Raw genomic sequence first — 4,170 nt, 5'->3', positions numbered from 1 at the left:
GCTAACGCCTCTTAACAATGCGAAACATAGCTGGCCTTTTTTTGTAATAGGAAAATTTATAGTTATGGCTAAATCACTTGAAATTGACAAATCTATAATTAAATACGCACGTAAGTAATTTTGATCGTTCATTGTTATTGTTTTATGTTTTAGGAAATGTGCTATTGAAAGGTTTAAAGATGATTGGAATTTCTTGGTTTCTTGACTTATATAGTTAGAAAGAGGGCGTTGTCCTTAATGGCATTTCTGAGATCAGAAATGCTATTAATAAACATTTGGAATATACAAATATAACTGAAGAATGTATTTAAAAACTTAGAATGTATATCTATCCTTAAATAGTTGTAGTACTATTGATCTTTAAACATAAGATGTAAATGGAAAAGATATTGTATTTTAACAACATTTCAATTTATAATATATTTGTATGTCATATTTCTAGCAATTTTTATAGTTTTATAGCTATTTAATTCGTATTTGAGATAAAAGGAGAGGTTTGGATGGGATATAGAATAGAAACAAGAACGTTTGAAGAGTTAGAAGGAAAATTAAAGTTACCAACTTTTCAAAGAGCACTAGTTTGGTCTAATAATCAAAAGCAAGAATTTTTCTCAACGCTGAAAGATGGTTTTCCTTTTGGTTCTATTCTGTTATACGAATATGAAAATGATAATAAATACAGTCTTATTGATGGCCTGCAAAGGTATTCTACAATGGTAGATTTCATGGAGAATCCAACAAACTATATTGAATTTGAAGATTTTACATTGAAAATTGCTGAATTGTATAAAGGGGCATCAGAGAGTACAAAAGCAGAAGTAGTTAATTATGCCGAAGATATTCTGCTGAAAATTATTGAAAAATATATTGATTCTACAAAAGAAAATGTAAAAGTAAATGAACTAGCTAAAAAAATGGTGGATAAATTTCCAGTATTAGGTGAAACAGATATTAGAGATGAAATCACTCAAATACAGTCAGATGTTATTACTTATTTTAATAATCAACTAGATATTAGTAATGTCAAGATTCCGTGTATCTTCTTTGAAGGAGAAGAGACTGAATTGGCAGAAGTTTTTCAAAGGTTAAACAGTGGAGGTAAAAAGTTATCGAAGTATCAAGTTTTTGCTGCACATTGGGACAGATATGAAGTTGAATTGGGAGATTTAAAGTATAGTGATGAGATACTTAAAAATGTAATAGAAAGGTACGAAAGATTAAATAATGATAGAGGTATCTTAATTGAAAATTTTGACCCTAAAGAAATGGAGACGTCAAGAGTAATTAATTTATCTGAATTATGTTATGGACTTGGTAAAGTGATTTCTGATGAATTACAAGCATTTTTTAAAGAGTCAACAGAAGATATATGCAATGAATTAGGATTTCAAACAATGCTAATTGTATTTGGCATTCCTACAAATAAGATGAATGAGTTACCATATAAATATCAATATATGAAGAATAAAAATAATATAGAAATCTTGTTTGAAAAAATTGTGAAGATATATAAAATAATAAATAACAAGTTTAAAGAAGCTTTCTCTATGGTAGTATCGTCAAGAGAAGATAAATATGAAACTAAATCTTTTACTAGATTACAAATAATGTCATTCTTTTCATCTTTATGGATCTCATCGTATAGTATTGAATTAGATGAAAATAAAAACACATTTTCTATTAAACAAACTAAATCTTTGAAAAAAAATCAACAAGTGATTTTGTCTAATATCATAATTTATGCAATTTATGATGTGATAAGAAAGTACTGGTCAGGAACAGGTGATCGAAAATTAATGGATATATACATATCTCAAAACAATAGATATTTAAAGCCGTTAGCAAAAGAAGTGTTTAGAAATGAGCTACTTAGATGGAATGAAGAGAATATAAATAAGACAAGTATTAATATTCAAACGGATGAGAAGATGATCATTACTTTTATTGCTAATAAATTTAGAAGCTTCTATTCATCTTTGAATGATAATTTAGATTATGAACATATTTTTTCAAGAAAATTATACAAGCTGCATAAAGGTAATGCAATAATCCCTGCTGGATCTTTAGGTAACATCATGTTACTTGACTCTGGTATTAATAGAAGAAAAAAAGAAAAATTTCTTTATTCAGCAATAGATATTGATAAGGCATCTATTACGGGAACTATAGAAAATCAGTATGTTAACAACAGTTTTTATCCAGATAAAAGAACAATAGATACTATTGAAATAGATATAATTGATGAAAAATATGATAGTTTAATAAAAATGATCAAAAATCGTGGTGATAAATTAATAGAAGAAGTTGTTAGAGAATTATATAAATAAGTTTGATATATCTTGCTTTTTATTATCACGCTAGTTGATGGTATCTTTAAAGTGTGTATTACCTGATTGATATCAATACCAGGTATCGAATGAATATTTTTAAAATAATTGAGTTGTTGTGCTAATTGAATCATGGCATCATTTAATTGTTTGATACGATGGATAGATTGTTTTAATTGTTTAGGCGGCCTTTGTTGGTCGCCATTTTTATATAATAATATAAATGACCAAACCACAGCACCTATTAATTTAAGAGTGAGGTCATTTTTAAAGGTAAAAAAGGAGTAATTTTATATATTAAAATGATATATAAAACAAGTAGTATTAGTATGTTGTGAATTGTTATAGAATTTGACTTGTTAGCAATTTCGTAGTTATTGTAATAGCAAGTACTGTATGGTTTTATTTTTTAAAGGTAGTGAAATAATATTGGATTTTTGAAGTGAAATATTTGTAGATGGATACAACGAAGCATATTAGAAATACAAAAGGAACGATGAAATTAAATGTCCATCATTCCTTATGCCTAGTAGTTTTTTAGTTAATATATTTAATTGCTAACTTATTATTAGGGTCTCTTTCAAGAATTTTATTTGCGACCAATTGAATATTCTCATGTGAAATCATATTAAAGTCTGGTTCTCCAAGGATTTCTAAAAATTCGTATAATAAATTAGCATTATTAAATTGCGAAATCTCTAACGATTGCCAATAATGATAGTATGCTAAATCATAGGCATTATCTATGTAATTGAAATGAAAGTGATAGATGCTTGCGACCATTTCATGATATTCAATTGTATTTATTTGATTCGCAAGATTTGATAAATATGATACTAATTTTTCATCTGAAATTTCGTTCGACATAAAGTATGTTAGAATATTCTCCATATCTTTATTCTCTAACATATTTTTTAATTCAGTTGGTAATAAATTTAATAGAATGTTAACGCTTTTCATTTATTTAACCCATCCATTCGATATATATATTGCCATTTTTTCGTGTATAAGTTATGACTACAGTTCTATCACTCATGACAAGTGTTTTTTGGTATGCGGACTTTTTGTATCGGCTTTGCTTTCCATACCTCATAACATGCGACATTACTTTAGAAACATCTTTCCAATTGTTTTTAGTAACTTTATTCCAATTATGTTTACTAGCAAGAATATGTTTTCTTTTATTAGCTCCTAGATTGGCTACAGAAGGTAAAAATTTACCAAAACTCTTTGTTTTGATAGCGGTTTGAGTTGCTTTTTTTCCATATGTTTTAATTGCATAGTTTATTCCGTATCAGCTACTGCAGCTAATATTACTAATGGCAATGCAGAAGATTTAGCTTCAATTGAGTTGAATTTTATTATTTCGCCAGTTTCTTTGTCGATTAATGTAGCTTCATATTCTTCATTTTCAAATTGTTCTACGAAAACGTCATAATCCTTATTTATTAGTTTTCCATTTTCATCGACGTATCTGCCCTTATCATCCATAGTATTAGTATTCAAATCATATTGAATATTTTTATCTAAATCAATATCTTTTTTCGTTTTTCCACTAACGTCTTTTTCAAGCTTTATATTTACAATTTTTAAGCAGAAGTATCCCATTATTTCAAGGTCTGATTTATCTATAATTAAATACGTACGTATGGAATTTTGATCGTTCATTTTTATTGCTTTATGTTTTAGGAAATGTGCTATTGAAGGGTTTAAAGATGTTTGGAATTTCTTGGTTTCTTGACTTATATAGTTATGAAAGAGGGCGTTGTCCTTTATTAAATTTCTGAGATCAGAAATGCTATAAATAAAGTGATTAAGATTTTTTGTTTTCATGTAATTTAAG

At 27.3% G+C, this 4,170-nt stretch carries 2 protein-coding genes and 1 pseudogene; 1 reads left to right on the top strand and 2 read right to left on the bottom strand.

All coding sequences use genetic code 11. The features are described 5' to 3' along the window. Nucleotides 1–500: 500 nt before the first annotated feature. Nucleotides 501–2,327, top strand: a complete 1,827-nt coding sequence (locus IDG60_RS07730; RefSeq protein ID WP_000542272.1) for a DUF262 domain-containing protein — start codon at nt 501–503, stop codon at nt 2,325–2,327. A 537-nt stretch (nt 2,328–2,864) separates the two neighbouring features. Here the strand turns inward: IDG60_RS07730 and IDG60_RS07725 are convergent. Beyond that, entirely contained in the window at nt 2,865–3,287 is a 423-nt protein-coding gene (locus IDG60_RS07725; protein WP_000843946.1) for a hypothetical protein, read from the bottom strand. Continuing rightward, nucleotides 3,288–3,872, bottom strand: a pseudogene (locus IDG60_RS07720) (SAR2788 family putative toxin); the annotation flags it as partial. It abuts the gene before it with no gap. Nucleotides 3,873–4,170 lie beyond the last annotated feature (298 nt).

Source organism: Staphylococcus sp. EG-SA-2, from assembly GCF_017152085.1.
Note: the sequence above shows the minus strand (reverse complement) of the source record. Positions and strands in the feature narration are given on the sequence as shown.

Excerpts from the sequence above, each read along its gene's own strand:
- IDG60_RS07730 (WP_000542272.1), top strand. The coding sequence starts at position 501 with ATGGGATATAGAATAGAAACAAGAACGTTTGAAGAGTTAGAAGGAAAA.
- IDG60_RS07725 (WP_000843946.1), bottom strand. The coding sequence starts at position 3,287 with ATGAAAAGCGTTAACATTCTATTAAATTTATTACCAACTGAATTAAAA.